The organism is Deltaproteobacteria bacterium, assembly GCA_029210625.1.
Taxonomy (GTDB): Bacteria; Myxococcota; Myxococcia; order SLRQ01; family SLRQ01; genus JARGFU01.
Genome location: JARGFU010000011.1, coordinates 101,768 through 119,697, shown reverse-complemented (window position 1 = coordinate 119,697; position 17,930 = coordinate 101,768). Strand labels below are relative to the sequence as shown.

Sequence of the window (17,930 nt, the reverse complement as noted above, 5' to 3'; positions counted from 1 at the left end):
GAAGCCGATCACGACTCCGCCACGGGCAGCGTGAGCACGAAGGTCGTGCCCGAGCCCACCTCGCTCTCCACGGCCAGGTGCCCGCCATGCTCCGTGGCGATCCGGTGGCAGATCGCGAGCCCCAGCCCGGTGCCGCTCTCCTTGGTGGTGAAGTAGGGGGTGAAGACGTCGGCCAGGCTCTCCTCGGGGATGCCCGGCCCGTCGTCCTCGACCCGCAGCGCGACGCCTTGGGTGACGGCCTCGGCCCGCAGGCGCACCCGCCCGCCCATCTTGCCGTCGTCGCGGCCCTGGAGGGCCTCGAGGGCGTTCTTCACCAGGTTCAGCAGCACCTGCTGGAGCTGGCCCCGGTCGATCTCCAGGGGGGGGAGGGCCTCCGGGATCTCGGTGGCGATGACGATGCCCTCGGGGGCCTCGGGGAAGAGGCCGGTGGTGGTCTCGAAGAGCTCCCGGACCGTGGTCGGCTGGGGCTGTGGCGCCGGCAGGCGGGCGAAGCGGGCGAACTCGTCCACGATCCGCCGCAGCGCCGCGACCTCCTCCAGGATGGCCGCGCTGCTCTCGTCGAAGATCTCGTCGAAGGCCGCGTGGTTCTTCTCCCTCGCCCGGCGCAGGGTCTCGATGGCCATCGAGATGGGGGTCAGGGGGTTCTTGATCTCATGGGCGAGGCGCCGGGCGATCTCCTGCCAGGCCGCGACCCGCTCCGCAGCGGCGATGCGGTCGTGGGAGGCGCGGATCTCCAGGCGCATGGCCTCGAAGGCCTCGACCAGCGCCTTCACCTCCCCCGAGGCGTCGATGCTCGTGGGCCGGTCGTACTCACCCCGGCCGAGGGCCTCGGCGGACTCGGCCAGCGCCGTCACCGGGCGGGTGATCCGCGCCGAGACCGCGCCGCCCAGCAGCACCGAGGCGATGAGGACCAGGAAGGCGGCGACGAGCACGCCCAGGAGGATCCTCCCCCGGGCCTGCGCCAGCAGGGCGGTGCCGATCCGCAGCTGGACCTCCACGATCTCACCCCGGCCGTCGCGCACCTCGATGCTGCGCAGGCGGGCGCCGCCCGCGCCGCCGGCGGCCTCCACCAGGGTGTCGAGCCAGTCCGGGCCGATGGGCTTCTCGCTCGGCTGCAGCGCCGAGCCCAGGGTGCGGCCCCCGGCGTCGACGATCCGCACCGAGGCGCCGCTGACCTCTCGCAGGCGCTCGGCGAGGCCGTCGTCGATGGCCCGTCCCACCACCACGTGGAGGGAGGGCTCGGAGCGGGGGAAGGGCAGGACCGGGGCGCCGACCAGGGCGGCGACCACCGTCTCGATCCGGCCGCCGCGCCTCACCTCGATCTCCCGGATCTGGAAGGTGGTCCCCTCGCCGGCGCCGGCGCCGGCCCGGGCCAGGGCGAGGAGCTCGGGCTCCGGGTAGCCGAAGCGGCCGGGCAGGTGGCCGGAGGAGACGACGCTCCCCTCGGCGTCGAGGAGGTAGAGGGCGGTCAGCCCGGTGCCGCTCATCAGGCTCTCGGCCAGGGGCAGGAGGGCCGGCAGCTCGGCCTGCCCCAGGTAGAGATCCTTCGCCGCCCGGTGCACCGCCGGGGAGTCGGTGGCGAAGGCCCGGGCGCGCAGGCGAAGCTCGCGCCGCTGATCCTCGAGCGCGGCGCCGGCGGCGGCCTCGGCCTCCCCGAGGCGCTGGGCCGTCATCGTCCCGAAGCTGCGCTGCACGGTCCGCAGCGCCGCCCAGCCGACCACCGCGGTGGGGATCAGCGAGAGGAGGGTGAAGGCGAGGGAGAGGCGGGTTCGGAGCTTCAAGGCTTCTCGTGGGCCCAGGGAGGTCAGCGGGTCGAGGACTCCCAGCGCCAGAGGTCGCCGGGATCGAAGGGTAGGGTACCCGAGGGCTCGGCGCCCTGCAGGGAATCTCCGATCCAGACCACCTCGTCCTCCCCGTAGAGGAAGACGACCGGCAGCCGGGCCTCGAGCTCGCCGAGGGCCGCCCCCAGCCCGCCGCCCGCCCGCTCGGCGGCGGCGGCGGTCTCGAGGACCTCCTGGGCGGCCCGGGCGCCGAGGACGGCGTGGCTGACCGCGGCCAGGCCCCGGGCCGGATCCCGGGGGAGGCCGGGGAGGGTGATCAGGGCCAGCTCGGTGGCGCCGGTGAGCAGCGCGCCGCGCTCCCGCGCCGGGAGGGGCTGGAGGGCGACCTCGAGGCCCCCGTCGTGGAGGCGCACCTGGATCCGCTCGGCGATCCGGCGGTGGACGGGGTCCTCCCCGTCGAAGGCCAGGGTGAGGGCGCGGCGGGGCGGCGCCTCACCGCTGCTGCGGGAGGCGCCCGGCGGCGCGTCCGGCAGCAGGGTGGAGACCTGCCGGGCCCGGCCGCCGACCAGGTAGCGGACGATGGCCTTCCGATCGAGGGAGCCGTCGATCTGCTCCCGGAGGGCGGGGGAGGCGTTCACCTGGAGGAAGGTCAGGCTGCGGGTCGTCAGCGGGAGCTCCCGGGGGGTGTCGACCGAGGCCTCGAGGCGCAGGTCGGCCTTGCCCTGGCGGCTTCCCTCCCGGGTCGAGAAGAGCTGGACCCGGTCGAAGTAGGGGCGCCCCCGGGGGTGGCGATCGAAGGGCACCAGCACTCCGTCCCGGCCGCCCTCTCGCGCCTGGAAGGGGCCGCAGGGGGCGCCCCCCTTGCTGCGCAGGGGCAGGCCGGGGTGGGAGAGGAGCTCCACCGCGCCGGCGCCCAGGGGCCAGGAGAGGCGCAGCTCCAGGCGGCGCGCGCCGATGGCCTTCAGGCCCAGCTCGCCCTCGGCGCCGCTCATGCGCTCGGCCGCGCCGGCGAGCACCAGCAGGCGCCAGGCCTCCACGCCGCCGCTGCCCCGGGCGTGGGCCGAGAGGCTCTCCACCACCGCCGCCGCGTCGAGCTTGCTGCCGTCCTGGAAGACCAGCCCCTCCTCCAGCAGCAGGATGAGGCGGTCCTCCTCCTCGTCCACCTGGGGCGGCCCGGCGAGGAGGTCGCCGAGGGTGCACTCGTCCAGGCTGGCGCGGATCCGCCCCGGGAGGCTCCGCGCCTCGGGGGCGGTGGCCCCCGGCGTCTGCACGGCCAGGCGCAGGGTCCCGCCGGTGGTCGGCCGCACGGCGGCCCCGGCCGCGCCCGGCGCGAGCAACCCGAGGGTGAGGGAGAGGAGCGCGGCGAGCTTCGTCCGGTGGCTCATGGGGCCCCCGTGAGCAGGTAGAGGTAGGTGGTGCCGCCCAGGATCGACGCCACCACCACGTCGTCGCGGCCGTCGGCGTCGAGGTCCCCGGTGGCGGCGCAGCGCACGGCGCCGGGGATCGGGCGCAGCTCGCGCACCTCGCCGGCGAGCTCGGCGATCTGCAGGCGATCCTCGAGGCCCGGGGGCTCGGCCGCCGAGGCGATGCGCTCGGGGCTGCCGTCCCCGTCGAGGTCGGCGATCGCCAGGCCGAGGCCCGCGGGGGGCGCGCGCAGCGGCAGGCGCTCGAGGCGGGCGCTGCTCTTGTCCCGGCGCAGGGCGAAGCGCTCGAGGGTGTGGTCGGGGCGCAGGATCATCAGCTCGTCTCCCGCCGGGGAGAGCGCGGCCTCGAGGAGCTCGCCGCCCACCTCGAGGTTGGCCACCATCCCCGGGCCCTGGAGGCGCAGGCGGGGGCCGAAGCGGCTCTGGCCGGGGACGAGCTCCCCGAAGAGGAGCAGCTCGTCGGTGGCGGAGAGGGGCACGTCCTGGGCCTCCGCCAGGTGCTCCAGGCGGCCTCGCTTGAAGCGCAGGACGGCGCCGGCGCTGTGGCGCTCGTGCCGGAAGGTGAGGGCCGGGGCGAAGGCCACCTTGGCGATGGCCACGCCGCCGGTCGGGGAGCGCGGGCGGACGAGGGCCCGCCCCCGATCCGAGAGCTCGTGGCGGGCGAGCTCCTCCAGGCGCCCGTCGTGGAGGCGGTGGAGCGTGACCGCCTCCAGATCGAGGGCCGCCAGGAGCTGCTGTCCGTCCCCCCGGGCGTCGCCGATGGAGAGGGCCACGACCTCACCGGGGAGCTCGCCGAGGGGCACGAGGCGCAGGTGGGTGCTGCTCGGGGCGGCGGCGGTGGCTGCCCGGGCCAGGAGGAGGGCGGCGCGGTCGGCCCGGGTCCGCACGCTGAAGGTGGTGGTCTCGCCGACGATCTCGCCGGTCCAGAGGTTCTCCCAGGTCGGGGCGAGCTCACCGGTGAGGAGCAGCTCGCTGCCCACCAGGTGCAGGCTGACCTCCAGGAGGTGGGTGGCGCCCGCCCGCGCGGCCTGGCGCAGGTGGGTCTCGTGGTCCGAAGGGGGGAGCAGGTGGACGTGGGTGATCCCGGCAGCGCCACGAAGCGCGGCGGGCAGGGCGGCCTCGACCACGCGCCCGAGCTCGCCGCCCGCCGCGGGGCCGTCCTCGGGGCCCCGGGCCCGGAAGACCAGCGCGAGGTTCCGGGGTTCCACGGCCGGCAGGGCCTCGTCCAGCCGAGCCCCGAAGTCGTCCACCAGCCGATCGATCGCGGAGATCGGGGTGGACTCCCGCGCCGCGCGAGCGAGCGCCGGAGCCAGGGAGAGAAGGAGAAGGGCCGCCAGCGCGACGATCGCTCGGAGTCTGCAGCGCACCTTCACGGAATACCCCGCGGATCGAGGGTGAGGAAATCCTCGGAGAGGAGCGTGTCGGGCGGCGGGGCCGTCTCGAGGGGCTCGGTGCCGGCGACGAAGGGCTCGAAGACGCCCAGCCCGTCGGGGTGGGCGAGCAGGCCGCTCTCGGGGTCGACCCGCAGGTAGCGGATGCCCTCCGGCGGATCGAACCAGTCGATGGGCTCGCCCTCGAGGGCCACCTTCATGAAGTCGAGCCAGGCCGGCCCGGCGGCCTTCGAGCCGTACTCGTTCTGACCGAGGATCTTCGGCACGTCGAAGCCCACCCAGGTGCCGCAGACCATCTGCGGCGTGAAGCCCACGAACCAGGCGTCGCGCTGATCGTTGGCGGTGCCGGTCTTGGCCGCCACCGTGCGGCCCAGCCGGTTCAGCCGCTTCCCCGTGCCCTCCTTCATCACCGAGGTCATCAGGTCGGCGAGGACGAAGGTGACCGCCGGCCGCAGGGTGGTCTCGGGCCGCGCCTCGCTGCGGTGGATCACCTCCTTGTTGCGGTTCTTCACCTCCAGCACCATCCGGGGCTGGTCGTGGACGCCCATCGCCGCCAGGGTGGTGAAGGCGTTGACGTGCTCCAGGGGGGTCACCTCGCCGGCGCCGAGGGCCAGGGGCAGCACCCGGGGCAGCTTGCTCTCGATCCCGGCGCGCCGGGCGAAGTCCACGACCGTGTCCACGCCGACCTTGTCGATGAGGCGCACGGCCACGATGTTCTTCGAGCGCGCCAGCGCCTGGCGAAGGGACATCTCGCCGTCGAAGCGCAGGGAGTAGTTCTGGGGCTTCCAGACCTTGCCGGTCCAGGGATCGTGGAAGACCTCCGGGGCGTCCAGCACCCGGGAGGCGGCGGTGAAGAGGCCGGTGTCGATGGCGGCGCCGTAGACGAAGGGCTTGAAGGAGGAGCCGGGCTGCCGCCGGGCCTGGGTGGCCCGGTTGAAGGCGTCCCGGGTGGCGTCGTAGCCCCCCACCATCGCCACCACGCCCCGGGTGCGGGGGTCGATGGCCACCAGGGCGCCCTGCACCTCCGGCAGCTGCGAGAGGTGCAGGGCGATCTCGGTGGAGTCCTCGCCCGGGGTCGCGGGCGCCTCCGCGTCCAGCCGCACCCAGACCACGTCGAGGGGGGCGAGCACCTGGCTGATCCGCGTGGGCGCCTCGGTGTCCTTCTCGAGGTCGAAGGGGCGGGCCCAGCGCAGGTCCTCGAGGCGGACCGTACCGCTCCCGGAGCCGAGGGAGATCCGCGCGGTCTTCTCGTCGGGCAGCTCGATCACCAGCCCGGCCACCAGCTCGCCGGGCTCGGGGAGGGTGAGCTCGAAGGGGGGAGGGGTCTCGCCGCCGGCGTCCCAGCGGGCCAGCTCCTCGAGGTTCCAGATCCAGGGCTCCATCCGCTGGCCGCGCTCGCGGCGGCGCTGGAGCTCCTCGGCGAAGCTCTCCTCGAGCGTCGCCCGGGTCTCGGCCGAGACGCGGACGAGGGGGCCGCGGAAGCCCTGGCGGCGGTCGACGGCGTGGAGGGCGTCACGCACTCCGTCCTCGGCGGCCTGCTGCATCCGGGCGTTCATCGCCAGGTGGATCTCCAGGCCACCCTCGAGGAGCGCCTCCTCGCCCAGGACCTCGATCAGCTGCCGGCGCACCTCCTCCAGGTAGGAGGCGCCGGCCTGCGGCGGCGGCAGGGGCGCGACGTGGATGGGGATCGCGTCTGCGATCTTCGCCTCCCCCTCGCTGATGAAGCCGGCCGCCGCCATCCGCCCGAGCACGTAGCTGCGCCGCTTGCGGGCGGCCTCGGGGTAGCGGCGGGGCGAGTAGTAGGCCGGCGCCTTGGGCAGGCCCGCCAGGATCGCGGCCTCGTCGAGCTCGAGGTCCTCCACCGACTTGCCGAAGTAGTAGCGCGAGGCCTCCTCCACTCCGTAGCGGCCGTGCCCGAAGTAGATCTGGTTGAGGTAGAGGTAGAGGATCTCGTCCTTGGAGAGGTTCTGCTCGAGGCGGCGGGCGAGGATCATCTCCTTCATCTTCCGCTTGAGCTTGCGCTCGGGGGTGAGCAGGAAGGTCTTCACGACCTGCTGGGTGATGGTGCTGGCCCCCTGCCTCACCCGGCCGGCCGCCACGTTCTTCAGGGCGGCCCGCAGGATGCCGAGGTAGTCGAGGCCCTCGTGCTCGAAGAAGTTCTCGTCCTCGGCGGCGATCATCGCCTGCTGCAGGACCCGGGGGATCGCGGCGAAGGGGACGACCGTGCGCCGCTCGCGGAAGTAGGTGCCGACGAGCTTGCCCTCGACGTCGTAGACCCGCGAGGTCTGGGGCGGGTCGTAGTCCTCCAGCGAGTCGAAGGAGGGCAGGTCGTTCGAGAGGTACCAGAAGCCGAGGCCCAGCCCGCCGATCCCCAGCAGGGCTCCGAGGAGGGCGAGCTTCAGCGCGAGGCCTGCGAGCCGCCGCAGCCGGCTCGGGCGTGCTTCGGAGCTCTGGGGCTCCTCGGTCTTGGGCGTCTTCTTGCTCATGGGGAGGGGGCGGCCAGCAGGCCAGTGAAGAGTAGCAAGGTCGGGCCCGACCCGGGGATTCCCGGGCCGGGCCCACCCCCGAGGAGGAGGTCGAAACGAGGCCTCCTCTCGGGCGGCGCGAGGGAGATGCTGCTTTCTAGGGAACGAAGATCTCCGACCCACCCTCGGAAGCGGATCCGGGCGGAGGGGTGGCCAGGGCGATGCGGGTCTTCACCCGGGAGAGGTTCAGGTGGGCGTTGACGTAGCCGGGCCGCAGGTCGAGGGCCTTCACGAAGGTCTGGCGGGCCTCCTCGACCCGGCCGAGCTTCTCGTAGGCCAAGCCCAGGTTGTTGAACATGTAGGCCTTGGCGGGCTCGAGGGTCGTGGCGACCTCGAGGAGGTCGGCGGCCTCCTGGTACTCACCGGTGACCAGGTGGATGTAGCCCGCGTTGTTGTAGGCCCAGATGTAGGCGGGATCGAGATCCATCGACCGGTCGAAGGCAATGAGCGCCTTCTGGTACTGCTGCTTCGACATCCAGAGGCGGCCCCGCACGTTGAAGGCCTCGGCGTTGCGCGGCTCGCGGGCGATGGCCTGGTCGATGAGCTGCAGGCCCTTCTTGTACTGCTTCAGGCCCAGGGCAATCCGGGCCGCGGCGACCAGGGGCTCGGCGAGCTCGTCGTCCTTCTCGGCGGCGGCCTCGAAGGCCCGCAGGGCGAGCTCCCGCTCTCCGGCGGCGCGGGCGGCGCGGCCGATGCCCTCGAAGCTCTCGAAGTCGTCGAGGTCGAAGGCGCTGCGGCGGAAGTGCAGCAGGGCGGTGGCGGCGTCACCGTCGGAGAGGGCGGTCTCGGCCTCCAGGAGGTGGTCCACCTCGGGGTCGTCGGGGTGGATCAGGGCGAGGGGCTCGGGCTTGGGCTCGGCCGGCGGCGCGGCGCCGGTGGAGGGGAGGGCGACCAGCGCGGGCAGGTCGCCGGCGGGCTCGGCCTCGACCTCGGGGACGTCGGCGCTGGCCACGGTGGCGGCCGAGGGGCCGGAGGGGGCCTCCTCCACCACCGGGGCGAAGTTGCCGTCGAAGCCCCGGACCTTCGAGACCGAGATCTCGGCCTCCGGGACCTCCTCCTCCCCGAAGAGGGAGCAGCCGGTCAGGGCGAAGAGGGTGGCGATGAGGCCGACCATCAGGGTCGACACCAGGGCGGGTGAGGTGTGGGCGGGGCGGCGGGTGATCATGATCTCCTCCTGGAGGTTCGGGGGAAGGGGCGTGGTGCTTCCCTCGAAGAGCAGCGCTCGTGCCAGCAGGGGCTCCCCCGCCAAGAGGCTGAAATCACTGATCTATCTTGGCCGGCTCCGGGGCCGGCCGTGGGCGTGTTGACACACCCTCATGTGCGCGCCGGACCTACATCCGCTCCCAGGCGTCCAGCACCGCCCCGAGCGCGTAGGTCCGGGGGAGGGCCTCGGCGTCCTCCAGCCGGCAGTCGCCGTCGAGGTCGACCGTGTAGCGCCCCGCCATCTCCTCCCGAACGGCCACCAGGGCCTCGAGAGCGGCGCCGAGGGCCTCGATGTCGGCCTCGGTCGAGTAGATCCCCAGGGAGGCGCGCACGCCGCCCGGGACGTGCCGGCGGTCGTGGGCGTGCATCTCGTCCCGGTAGCTCGCCTCCGTGGCGGGGTCGATCAGGAGGAGACACTTCACGTAGGGGTGCGCGCAGAAGCACTCGTTGCGCACCGCGATGTTGTGGAAGTCGTTGAGGTAGGCGGCCACCACCGCGTGGTGGAGCCCCTCGACGTTGAAGGTCACCACCCCGGCCCGGGGGGCCACCTCCTGATCGATGCTGCCGTAGATCCTCACGCCCTCGATGGCCTCGAGGCGCGCGAGGAGCCGGGCGCAGAGGCGCTGCTCCTCCTCCTCGACCACGTCCATGCCGATGCGCTCCAGGGCGCCGGCGATCAGCCCCATGGAGATGCTGCCGAGGATGTTCGGGGTGCCGGCCTCCTCGCGGGCGGTGATCTCCTCCTTGATCTCGAAGTCCTCGATCGCGACGTACTCGACCATGCCGCCCCCGACGTCCGTGACGCAGTGGCGGCCGGAGAGGGTCTGGAGGGAGCCGATCAGCGCGCCCCGGCTCCCGGGGGCGTAGAGCTTGTGACCGGAGAGGACCAGGTAGTCGAGGGAGGCCTCGGGCTCCCCCGGGTGCATCCGGACCGGCGCGTGGGGCACCCACTGGGCGCCGTCGATCATGACCTGGGCGCCGACGGCGTGGGCCTTGCGGGCCAGGGTGGGCACGGGGTTGATGATGCCGGTGACGTTGGAGACCCCGGTGACGGCCAGGAGGCGCACCCGCGGTCCGTGCTCGGCCAGCAGACGATCGAGATCGTCGAGGTCGAGGGTGCCGTCCTCCGGCTTCACCGCCACCGCATGGACGTTGTGGTGGCCGACCGCCTCGATCCAGGGCAGGAGGTTGGAGTGATGCTCCATCTCGGTGGTGATCACCACCGGCCGGGCCAGCAGGTCGTCGACGACCGCCGCGCCCGCGGGCCCCAGGACCTCCCGGTAGGCCGAGACCATCTCGGCGGGGGGGCCGGCGGGGAAGCGCTTCACCAGGGGGCGCAGCTCGGGCGGGAAGAGCGCCCGGGCCAGGAAGTTGATGGCCCCGGTGGCGCCGTTGCCGGTGAAGAGCACCACGTCCTTCTCGGGGTCGTAGCCCACCAGGCGGCCGATCGCCTGCCGGCTCTCCTCGATGGCCTCGGTGGTGTCCCGCCCGGCGCGGTGGGCGACCGTGTGGCTGTTGGCGCAGGCGGCCTCCAGGTAGGTCTCCAGGCCCTCCCAGACCATCCGGGGCATCAGCGCGGTCGCGGTGGTGTCGAGGTAGACCCGCCGCCGCTCGCCGCCGCCGATCACCGGATCCTTCCGGTCGAGTCCGAGGAAGTCACTCCGCAGGCGGTCGAAGAGGGCGGTTCTGGGATCGCTGGAGGTGCTCATCGGCTGGGGAATCTAGCGCACGGTCCGCGGGAGGGCACCCCGATGAAAATAGGGGCTGTTGCCTATCTCGGAAGTCAGGCTATCCTCCGCTCATTGTCTTTCGGGTTGTGGACGACGAGGAGGAAAACTCAATGAATCTGAAGACTCTCACGAAGGTCATCGCCGGTATCGGCATCGCTACCCTGGCCGGTTGCGCCACCAGCTCTTCTTCGGGCGACGCCGCCGCCGAGACCCCGGCCGCCGAGGCCGAGGCTCCCGCCGAGGAGGCCGCGCCCGCCGAGGAGGCCACCGAGGAGGAGGCCACCGACGAGGCGGCCGCTGACGAGGGTGGCGACGAGGCCGCCGCCGACGAGGCTGCCGAGGGCTAGCGCCCGACAGCACGGCCTTGATAGCCGTTTTGGAAGGGCCCCCGTCGCATTCGCGGCGGGGGCCTTTCTCTTTTCTGGGGTACGCTGCTGGCCAGAGATCCACGGATGGTGCGGCAAGGAGAGGCGAGCGGGGGAAGAGAGACCGAGGAGGCCTACGAGGCGCGGCGGCGGGCGCTGACCCTCTCGCGGGTGCGGCTCGGCGCCCTCCTGGCCGCGCTCCTCCTGCCCTTCGGCCTCTTCCTGGATCTCACCTCCGAGCTCGAGCACCCCTCGATCCTGATCGTCATCCGGGGTGTCGCCATCGCCGGCTGCATCGCCGTCTACCTCCTCACCCGGAGCGGATCGCTGGAGGCCAGAGCGCACGCCCTCTCCTACGGGCTCGCCCTCTGGCTCGCGCTGGGCACCGTGGCCATGCTGGTGCTGGGAGAGGGGCTCACCTCGCGCTACTACGCCGGGCTCACGGTGGTGATGATCGCCGTGGGGCTCCTCTTCCCCTGGAACCTCCGCCAGACGGCGGCCGTCTCCCTCGGCTTCCTGGGGATCTACCTGGTCCCCGCGCTCTTCCTCGAGGGGCCCCTCGACCGGATGGCGCTCCTCGGCAACGCCTACTTCCTCCTCAACTGCGCCGTGATCATGGTCGTGGCGAGCGCGGTCACCGAGCGGCTGCGGCGCCGGGAGTTCCTGGGGCGGCTCGAGATCGAGGACCAGCGCCGCGAGCTGGAGGAGGCGAGCGAGAAGCTGGCCGACAACCTCCGGCGCCTCGAGGAGCTCGACGAGGCGAAGGCCCGCTTCTACGCCAAGGTGAACCACGAGTTCCGGACCCCCCTGGCGCTGATCGCGGCGCCCCTCGAGGAGCTCATCGAGGAGGAGAACTTCGAGCTGCCCGACGAGGTGCGTCGTCGCCTGGTGCTGATGCGCCGCAACACCGAGCGGCTGCGGACCCTCGTCGATCAGGTCATCGAGCTCGCCCGGATCGGCCTGCAGAAGGGCGAGGTGCGCCTCGAGCCCCTGGACCTCGAGGAGCTGGTCCGGGAGATCTGCGCCGAGTTCGAGGGCTTCGCCGCGAGCCGGGAGGTCCGCCTGCGGATCACCGGCGGCATCGAGTTTCCCGTCACCACCAGCGCCGACGCCATCGGCGGCATCGTGCGCAACCTCCTGACGAACGCCATCAAGTTCATGCCGGAGGGGGGAGAGGTCACCGCCTCCCTCGAGGACGGGCGCGTGGCCTGCGCCATCTCGGTGGCGGATCAGGGCGTCGGCATCCCGGAGGACGCCCAGGGGAGGATCTTCGAACTCTTCGAGCGGATCGAGCGAGCGGGCGCCCCCGCGATCCCCGGCAGCGGCGTCGGGCTGGCGATCGTCTCGGAGCTGGTCCAGCAGATCCGGGCCTCCCTCGAGGTGGCCCGGTGTCTCGAGGGAGGGACCGTCTTCCGGCTGACCCTCCCCCGCGAGCCCCGCGAGGCCCCGGCCGAGTCGGCGGCCTGAAGCGCGCGGCGAGCGGGCGTCAGCGCAGCGGCCAGAGCTCGGGGACCAGCCAGGCCACGACCGCGGTGAGCAGCACCATCAGGGGCGCGCCGACGCGGGCGAAGTCCCAGAAGCGGTAGCGGCCCGCGCCGTAGACCATGGTGTTGGTCTGGTAGCCCACCGGGGTGAGGAGCGCCGTCGAGGCGCCGAAGGCGATGGTCATGACCAGCGCCCGGGGGAGGATCTCGAGCTCGGCCGCGACGCTGAAGGCCACCGGGGTGAGGAGCGCCGCCGCCGCGCTGTTGCTGATGAGCGAGGTGATGAGGCCGGTGACCACGAAGAGGCCGGCGACGGTGCCGCGGGGACCGAGGTGCTGGAGGATGGACGCGATCGACTGGGCCAGGAGATCGGCCGCGCCGCTGGAGACCATTCCGCTCCCGAGGGGGACGACTCCGGCCAGGATCATCACGATGTTCCAGTCCACCGCGTCGACCGCCTCGTCGAGCTGCAGCGAGCGGCTCAGCAGGACCGCCACCACCCCCATCAGGGCGGCGGCGGAGATGCTGAAGACGTCGAGAGCGGCGAGCCCCACGACCGCCGCCAGGATCGCCAGCACGACGGGGATCTTGCGCCTCCGGAACTGGACGAAGGTCGTCTCGGAGATCAGGGTGAAGTCGCCGTGGACCTCCAGCTGGTCGAGGCTGGCGCGCTCGACGCAGAGGAGCAGGACGTCCCCCGCGCGCAGCTTGAGGGCGCCCAGCCGGGTGTGCTGCACCTCGGCCTGCCGGCGGACCGCCACCACCACCGCGCCGTGCTGCTCGCGGAGATCGCACTCCTCGACCGTGTGGCCGACCAGCGGCGAGCCGGGGCCGAGCACGGCCTCGACCAGCGGCATCTCGTCGGTGGCGACCCGGCCCGCGCCGGTCAGCCCCGTCAGCGCCTCGAGGGTCGAGCCCTCCCGCGCGATCAGCTTCTCGATCTCGGGAGCGGCGCAGTGGAGGCGGAGGATGTCACCCTCGCTGAGGCGGTCCCGGTCCTGGGGGACTCTCGGCACCGCCTCGTCGTCTCGCCACAGACCGAGGATCTCGCACTGGATCCCCAGCAGCATCGGGGCCTCGCCCAGGGAGGCCCCCACCGCGCTGCAGCCCTCCGCGATGCGCAGGTCGGTGACGTACTCCTTCACCTCGTAGCTCTCCTCCAGCGGGCGGACGCCCCGGCGAGAGGGCACCAGCCACTGGCCGACGGTCAGCAGATAGAGGACGCCGACCCCGAAGAGGGCGAGGCCCACGGGCGCCAGCTCGAACATCGAGATGGGCTCGAGGCCCTCCTCGACGGCGATGGAGCTGACCACCAGGTTGGTCGAGGTGCCGATGAGGGTGATCGTCCCGCCGAGCATCGCAGCGAAGGAGAGGGGCATCAGCAAGCGGGAGGCGCTGCGGTCGGCGCGGCGGGAGCTGCGGGTGACGATGGGCAGCAGGATCGCCACGACCGAGGTGTTGTTGATGAAGGCGGAGAGGATGCCCCCCACGCTGGTGAGGCCGGCCAGCGCCCAGGTCTGGCCGCGCTCCAGCAGCCGGGCGAGGAGGTCGCCGACGGCGTTCACCGCTCCGCTGCGGAAGAGCGCGGCGCTCACCACGAACATGCCGGTGACGGTCACGGTCGCGTCGTTGGTGAAGCCCTCGAAGAGCTGCTCCTGGTCGATCACCCCCAGGACGAGCAGCGCGCAGGCGGCGAGCAGCGAGGTCTGGCCGGCCGGGATCCACTCCGTGAGGAAGAGGAGCATCGCGACGCCGAGGACCACGAAGGTCGCGATGATCTCGAAGCTCACCTCAGCCTTCTTCCGGCTGCTGGTAGCGCAGCGCCAGGCCGACCAGGATGACGAGGAGGGTGGTCGCCAGGGTGATCACCGTCACCCCGGAGAGTGGGCCGATGCTCGCGCCGGTTGGCAGGTCGGCGTGGCTGATCAGGTAGAACCAGGCGCCGTAGTCGATGATGATCAGCCAGAGGTAGTTGCGGCGCAGGCGGACCGAGAGGGCGTCGAGGGTGCCGATCGCCGGCTGCGGCGCCTGCAGGTCCTCGGCCAGCGCCTCGACCCAGCCGGGGCGGGGCTCGGCCCCCAGCTCCTGCCGGAGGAAGCCGGTCTCGAGCAGCCGGACCCGGCGCCGGATCATCTCGTAGCTTCGGAAGCGGCGGGCCTCCATCCAGACCAGCATCAGGTTGAGGGCCACCGTCATCACCAGCATCAGGCCGGCGTGGTCCTGCTGGGTGAAGGCGATGGAGAGGAGCGCCGCGTTGACGCCCACCGCCCAGTTCGTGGTCCGGTCCAGCCGCAGCCGGTAGTCCGTCATCCGGCCGAGCTCCCCCCGGTAGAAGTGCACCATGGAGGCGCGGGGAGGGGACTCGCCGGTCGTCGCAGGCTCGCTCATGGTCCGCTCAGAATGGGGGATCTCGAGCCGGGCTGCCACTCTCGCCGGGCGGCGCGGCCCGGCGCCGCGAGGTCCCTTCAGCGCGGGCCCGCCGCGAGGAGCGGGCGCAGGCCCGGGCTTTCCTCGGCCAGGGTGACCTGCACCTCGTTGCGCCGGAGGAACCAGAGGCTGTAGGGCGAGTTGAAGCGGGCCCAGGTCGGCGCCCCGGCCGGCACGAGCCCGGCGGCGTCGAGGGCGGTCATCAGGCGCGCCTCGTTCTCCTGGTAGCCCTCGGCCGTCCAGCGCCCGCTGTAGCCGCGCACCGCGACGAGCCGGGCGGGCAGCTCCCGCAGGACGATCCGGGGATCGACCGGCGCCGGGAGGGTCTCGGCGGTGTAGCGGGCGGGCATCATGAAGGCGATCACGTGGCGCCCCTCCCGGGCCTGCTGGGTCACCGGGGCGGTCATCCCGATCCGCTCCCCGGCCGCCTGCTGGCTCACCGGGGCGGTCATGCCGATCTTCTCGTCCCGGGTGTTCTTGCCGAAGATGTAGCCCGCCAGGGTGCGAAAGGCGCGGCTGCCCGCCTCCTCGAAGTCGGCCTCGACCTCGACCTCGGCGACCAGGGTGGGCGCGTAGCGGCGCAGCTCCCAGCCCTCCTGCTCGGCGAGGACCTCGTAGCGGGGCTCTTCGATCGCCATGGCCTCAGCGGCACCGGCGGCGGCCAGCAGGCCGACGATCAGGGCAGGGATCTTCATGGGGAAAACCTCCAGTGGCGGGACAAAAATCAACCAAAACGACCATGCATTGAGTATAGGCACCCAAAACGGCCTGTCAAATCATTCAAGACGACCAGATCGAGCCGGGTGGCCTGCCGGGGGCAGGGTGCTATAAGGGCCCATCCCGGGAGGCGCACACCTCCCGGGACCGGCAGGGAGAGCATGAACGACGCGGAACGACAGGAGCTGCAGCGGGCCCTCACCAAGGTGATCTCCGAGACCAACGGGGTCTCCCTGGGGGACACCCTCGAGCTCGCCACCCACTCGATGCTCTTCAAGGAGCGGCCAGCCTGCCTGGCGGCGGTCTCCGAGTTCCGCACCCTGCTCTTCGATCTGGCGCGGGGCGCCGCGGACATCGAGGAGCTGCTCGCTCACCCGGTGGGACGCGCCCTCGAGGCGATCCTGCGGTCCTTCCCGGCGCCCTTCCACGACGAGCACACCCACCTCACCGGGGCCCTGGAGGCCAGCTTCATCTTCCCCCGGCTGAAGGCCCTCCTGGAGGGGCCCGAGGCGGCGGCCTACGAGCGGAAGATCGTCGAGGTCTACGGAGAGGGAGCCCTTCCGATCCGCTCCGAGGCGGACGTCGATCGTCTCATCCGCCTGCGGGGCTCCACCAGCTTCGGGCAGTACCTGCAGCAGCTCACCCTGGCCAAGCTGGTGTTGCGGGACCGGGAGGCCCACGCCGACGCCGCCTACAGCCTGGCCAGCACGGTCTTCGGCAAGTTCAACGTGGGCAAGGTCCGGCTGAAGTTCTCCCTCTCCCGGGCCACCAGCGAGGGGGCCGACGCCCTGCCGGGCGATCGCGTGAGCGCCGAGGACGTGGTGCTCGGGCTCTACGAGGGTTTCATGCGCTTCCAGCGCGAGGAGCCCCGCTTCGACTTCGTCCTCTCGCCCTCCTTCCGCAAGGAGGCCTCGTTCTTCGACAGCGATCGCTTCGCCACCAAGCAGGAGGACTTCCTCCACCAGGTGAAGCGCATCTTCGAGCTGCTGGAGAGGCACCCCTTCCTGCGCGAGAAGCTCTCCGACGTCGACACCGTGGGGGACGAGCGCGACCACTACCGCAAGTCTCACTTCGAGGAGATGCGGCTGGGCTTCCGCAAGCTGCAGTTCGCGGGCTTCCGCCTGCGCAGCCACCACGGCGAGACCTGGCGCACCCTGCGCCTCGGCGTGCAGGCGGTCGATAACGCCATGAACATCTGGCACATCGACACCCTCGAGCACGGGGTCAGCCTGGGCGTGAACCCCAACTTCTACTTCCACATGATCTTCGAGAAGGTCATGGAGAAGAACTTCCAGGGCGAGGGCGTCGCGCCGGACTCGCGGGAGGGGCAGGAGCTGGCCGAGATGGACTGGAGCCGCCAGCCCGAGATCCTCGACAAGCTGCTGGCCGGCGAGAAGCTCTCCCTCGAGGAGACCCAGCGCTTCATCAAGATCAAGTTCCACACGGCCCGGGAGGTCGAGCACTACCAGCACGACGTGCTCAACCGCATGATCCACAAGGAGGTGAGCCTGGTGGCGCTGCCCTCCTCGAACATCATGCTGACCAGCTCCTTCCCGACCTACAAGGACCACCCCTTCTCCTGGTGGGAGAAGAAGGCGGTGAAGCTCGGCGTGGGGACCGACAACTACGTGACCCTCGACACGAACTTCGTCCGGGAGATGGTCATCCTCCTCTGTACCGACATGGAGGATCTGAAGATCACCAAGCTCCTGATGATCGTGACCGGCGAGACCCGCCGGCCGGTGATCTCCCGGCTGCTCTGGAGCATGCGCACGGCCTCATGAACGACACCCCGGACAAGACGGACAAGCTCGAGGCGCCCTGGTTGCTGCTCTTCGGAGCCTGGCTGGTGACCGCCCTCTCGGTCACCGGCAGCCTCTTCTTCAGCGAGGTCATGGAGTACGCCCCCTGCGTGCTCTGCTGGTGGCAGCGGGTCTTCATGTTCCCGCTCCTGGCGATCCTGCTGCTGGGCCTCTTCCCCTTCGACGGGAGGGTGGTCCGCTACGCGTTGCCCCTCTCCGGGTTGGGCGCGGCGGTCGCGCTCTATCACACGCTGCTCTACGAGGGCGTCATCCCCGAGACCATCTCGCCCTGCAGCGAGGGAGCCTCCTGCACCGAGGTCTTCTTCGAGCTGGGGATCATCTCGATCCCGCTGCTCTCCTTCCTCGCCTTCGGGACCATCAGCGCCCTCCTCGTCCTCCTGAACCGGAAGCTCGCCTCATGAAGAAGCCCATCCTCGTCATCGGCACCGTCCTCCTCCTGGCGCTCGTCTTCGCCGTCGGGATGTTCATGGTCAGCGGCCAGCGGAAGGCCGAGGCGAAATTCCTCGCCTCCGCGAACGCCGAGATCATGGTGCGGCCCAACGGCATCATGCTCGGCGCCGAGGACGCCCGGGTCTACCTGGTCGAGTTCCTCGATCCCGGCTGCGAGGCCTGCGGCGCCCTGGCGCCCCACGTGAAGGCCATCCAGAAGAAGCACGGCGAGGACAAGGTGCGCCTGGTCATCCGCTACGCGCCCTTCCACCACGGGGCCGACGTCATCTGCCGGATCCTCGAGGCCTCCCGGGCCCAGGGGAAGTACTGGGAGACGCTCCAGCTGATGTTCGAGACCCAGCGGATCTGGGCCGATCACCACCGCCCGCAGCCCGAGCGGATCTGGGAGCTGCTCCCGCAGCTCGGCCTCGACCTCGAGCAGCTGCGCAAGGACATGGACCACCCGGTGATCGTCGCGCGCGTCCAGCAGGACATGCTCGACGCCCGCACGCTCCAGGTGAACAAGACCCCCTCCTTCTTCGTCAACGGCAAGCCGCTGACCAGCTTCGGTCTGCCGCAGCTGCAGAAGCTGGTGGCCGACGAGGTCGCCCTCCAGTACGGAGAGTAGGCG

The 17,930-nt window shown here is 71.8% G+C and carries 14 protein-coding genes; 5 read left to right on the top strand and 9 right to left on the bottom strand.

All coding sequences use genetic code 11. The features are described from left to right. Positions 1-8: 8 nt before the first annotated feature. From P1V51_12200 to P1V51_12175, 6 genes are all read right to left on the bottom strand, one after another. Positions 9-1,781: an ATP-binding protein gene (locus tag P1V51_12200; protein ID MDF1563800.1), complete on the bottom strand. Its 1,773-nt coding sequence runs from the start codon at positions 1,779-1,781 to the stop codon at positions 9-11. A 23-nt stretch (positions 1,782-1,804) separates the two neighbouring features. Then, a complete protein-coding gene (locus P1V51_12195) occupies positions 1,805-3,166 on the bottom strand; it encodes a hypothetical protein (GenBank protein ID MDF1563799.1) in 1,362 nt (453 codons plus the stop codon). Next, positions 3,163-4,572, bottom strand: a complete 1,410-nt coding sequence (locus tag P1V51_12190; GenBank protein ID MDF1563798.1) for a VCBS repeat-containing protein — start codon at positions 4,570-4,572, stop codon at positions 3,163-3,165. Before P1V51_12190 ends, P1V51_12195 begins: the two co-directional genes overlap by 4 nt. A 2-nt stretch (positions 4,573-4,574) precedes the next feature. Further along, positions 4,575-7,082, bottom strand: coding sequence for a PBP1A family penicillin-binding protein (locus P1V51_12185; GenBank protein MDF1563797.1), 2,508 nt, complete (start codon positions 7,080-7,082; stop codon positions 4,575-4,577). A gap of 136 nt (positions 7,083-7,218) precedes the next feature. Further along, the gene (locus P1V51_12180; GenBank protein MDF1563796.1) at positions 7,219-8,286 is read right to left on the bottom strand and encodes a tetratricopeptide repeat protein; all 1,068 of its coding nucleotides are present in this window, start codon (positions 8,284-8,286) and stop codon (positions 7,219-7,221) included. A 166-nt stretch (positions 8,287-8,452) separates the two neighbouring features. Continuing rightward, entirely contained in the window at positions 8,453-10,033 is a 1,581-nt protein-coding gene (locus P1V51_12175) for an aminotransferase class V-fold PLP-dependent enzyme (protein MDF1563795.1), read from the bottom strand. A gap of 131 nt (positions 10,034-10,164) precedes the next feature. On the opposite strand from P1V51_12175, the gene P1V51_12170 reads away from it, so the two are divergent. Continuing rightward, positions 10,165-10,401 (top strand): hypothetical protein, encoded by a 237-nt coding sequence (locus tag P1V51_12170; protein ID MDF1563794.1) that lies wholly within the window; start codon positions 10,165-10,167, stop codon positions 10,399-10,401. A 105-nt stretch (positions 10,402-10,506) separates the two neighbouring features. Beyond that, positions 10,507-11,886 carry a HAMP domain-containing sensor histidine kinase gene (locus P1V51_12165; GenBank protein ID MDF1563793.1) on the top strand — a complete coding sequence of 460 codons (1,380 nt, stop codon included), beginning with the start codon at positions 10,507-10,509 and terminating at the stop codon, positions 11,884-11,886. A 19-nt stretch (positions 11,887-11,905) separates the two neighbouring features. Here the strand turns inward: P1V51_12165 and P1V51_12160 are convergent, their stop codons facing one another. The 3 genes from P1V51_12160 to P1V51_12150 form a co-directional block, all read right to left on the bottom strand. Beyond that, a complete protein-coding gene (locus P1V51_12160) occupies positions 11,906-13,693 on the bottom strand; it encodes an SLC13 family permease (protein MDF1563792.1) in 1,788 nt (595 codons plus the stop codon). Between the two features lies 1 nt (position 13,694). Continuing rightward, on the bottom strand, positions 13,695-14,291 hold the full coding sequence (locus P1V51_12155) for a DUF2270 domain-containing protein (GenBank protein ID MDF1563791.1): 597 nt from the start codon (positions 14,289-14,291) through the stop codon (positions 13,695-13,697). Between the two features lie 77 nt (positions 14,292-14,368). Next, a complete protein-coding gene (locus tag P1V51_12150) occupies positions 14,369-15,025 on the bottom strand; it encodes a heme-binding protein (protein MDF1563790.1) in 657 nt (218 codons plus the stop codon). 183 nt (positions 15,026-15,208) lie between these two features. Here P1V51_12150 and P1V51_12145 point away from each other — a divergent pair, with 183 nt between their 5' ends. The 3 genes from P1V51_12145 to P1V51_12135 are packed head-to-tail and all read left to right on the top strand — an operon-like array spanning position 15,209 to position 17,927. Beyond that, a complete protein-coding gene (locus P1V51_12145; protein MDF1563789.1) occupies positions 15,209-16,831 on the top strand; it encodes a hypothetical protein in 1,623 nt (540 codons plus the stop codon). Further along, positions 16,828-17,271 (top strand): disulfide bond formation protein B, encoded by a 444-nt coding sequence (locus P1V51_12140; protein ID MDF1563788.1) that lies wholly within the window; start codon positions 16,828-16,830, stop codon positions 17,269-17,271. The genes P1V51_12145 and P1V51_12140 overlap by 4 nt, the downstream gene beginning before the upstream one ends. Further along, complete coding sequence (locus tag P1V51_12135) at positions 17,268-17,927, top strand: thioredoxin domain-containing protein (protein MDF1563787.1); 660 nt, start codon at positions 17,268-17,270, stop codon at positions 17,925-17,927. Before P1V51_12140 ends, P1V51_12135 begins: the two co-directional genes overlap by 4 nt. The last annotated feature ends 3 nt before the right edge of the window (positions 17,928-17,930 follow it).